Origin of the sequence: Phaeodactylibacter xiamenensis (assembly GCF_000759025.1) — a bacterium.
GTDB lineage: Bacteria > Bacteroidota > Bacteroidia > Chitinophagales > Saprospiraceae > Phaeodactylibacter > Phaeodactylibacter xiamenensis.
Genome location: NZ_JPOS01000086.1, coordinates 1 through 1,354, shown reverse-complemented (window position 1 = coordinate 1,354; position 1,354 = coordinate 1). Strand labels below are relative to the sequence as shown.

The window sequence follows — 1,354 nt, the reverse complement described above, 5'->3', positions numbered from 1 at the left end:
CTAGTGCCTCCGGCACTAGAAAAGCGTATTTTATTTCTTTCGGTCAAAGCCTTGGAATTTCCACTTCAGAGGCTTTGCCAGATAGGAATTGTAATATTCGGTAAAGTTTTCGATTCTGGCTATCAAGCTTTCAATAGAATCGAAGCTTTGATGATTAAGTGCTTTTCGCTGAAGGTGCCCAAACCAGTTTTCGATGGGATTGAGCCATGAACAGTGCTTAGGCGTGAAAAGAAATCGAATGGCATGATGGTCAACTTCGAGGAAAGCTTTACGAGTGCTCTTTGATTTGAGTACCCCACTTTTGCCTTTAACGCCCAAGTCTCCCACATAACCAATTTGAGAAGCCACCCACTCGACCAAAGATGCTGACATATGGGTGTTGAGCTGGTCAACAAGAAAGACGGCCTGTTGGCCTTCCTGCAACACAGCAGTAGTACGCTGAATAAAGCATAGAAAGTCCAGTTCGGTACGAGTAGGATGAATGCGGTAACTGATTAGTTGTCCGGTAGCGACATCCTGAGCCGCCATCAGCGTGGTAGTGCCATGGCGTTTGTATTCATACTCTACACGCCGGTCTCTGCCTGGCCTAAGAGGCTGGCTCTTACGCTCTAATGCCTGGATGCCTGTTTTCTCGTCTACACTGAACAGGCGTATGTCCTTGTTCAGCCCTGAGATGACCAATAGGATTAGCTTGCAGATCGTTCGTACCCGTTGGGCGAAGGCCTCCCAATCGTCGATGTGGGGGAAGAGCCAATAACGGTTCTTATGCGGACGTACCTCCCGATTTTTTTAAAATGTTCCTCACATGACTGGGGGAAATCTTATCTACTATTTTTTGTTCCATGGCCATTTGGGCGAGCGTGTCTCTAGTCCAGGCCCCTTGAGGAAGCCCATAATCAGAGGGCTTTTTACACGCCAGAGCGACAATTTGTTCCTTTTGCGCTTGAGTGATGCGTGGCTTCACCCCGCTACGTGCACGGTCAGAAAGGACTAAATCCATTTGTTTGCCTAGTTCATGGTCGCTGATTGGTTTTCCAGCGCAATCCACTTCCAGGGCTTCGAGCCGCCCCTGATTGTCTGCCCATCGAGTATACCAGCGTATGCCTACATCCGCACGCAGCCCTAGGTCCTTAGCTGAGCTAAAGGCACTTTTGCCCTCTAGCATACCGTGGAGGAGAGCATAGCGTTGATGCAGCCGATGGCTAAGATGACCTTGCTTTAGGCGTTTGCTTACCAACGAACGCTGTCTTGGACTTGCTTCTAAGGGTGGGAGTGCTTTTGCCATACTTGAATTATCTTTATGATTGAGCATAAAGATAATTCAAATACTATAATCTAGTGCCGGAGGCACTAG

General features: G+C 48.2%; 2 protein-coding genes. Both read right to left on the bottom strand.

Going from position 1 to position 1,354, the window contains the following annotated elements; translation table 11 throughout:
- Positions 1-30: 30 nt before the first annotated feature.
- Positions 31-681, bottom strand: a complete 651-nt coding sequence (locus IX84_RS25915; RefSeq protein WP_202965271.1) for a transposase — start codon at positions 679-681, stop codon at positions 31-33.
- Between the two features lie 82 nt (positions 682-763).
- Complete coding sequence (locus IX84_RS31550; protein WP_052516199.1) at positions 764-1,285, bottom strand: helix-turn-helix domain-containing protein; 522 nt, start codon at positions 1,283-1,285, stop codon at positions 764-766.
- Between the last annotated feature and the right edge of the window lie 69 nt (positions 1,286-1,354).

Coding starts and splice junctions, on each gene's coding strand:
- IX84_RS31550 (WP_052516199.1), bottom strand. CDS start 1,285: ATGGCAAAAGCACTCCCACCCTTAGAAGCAAGTCCAAGACAGCGTTCG.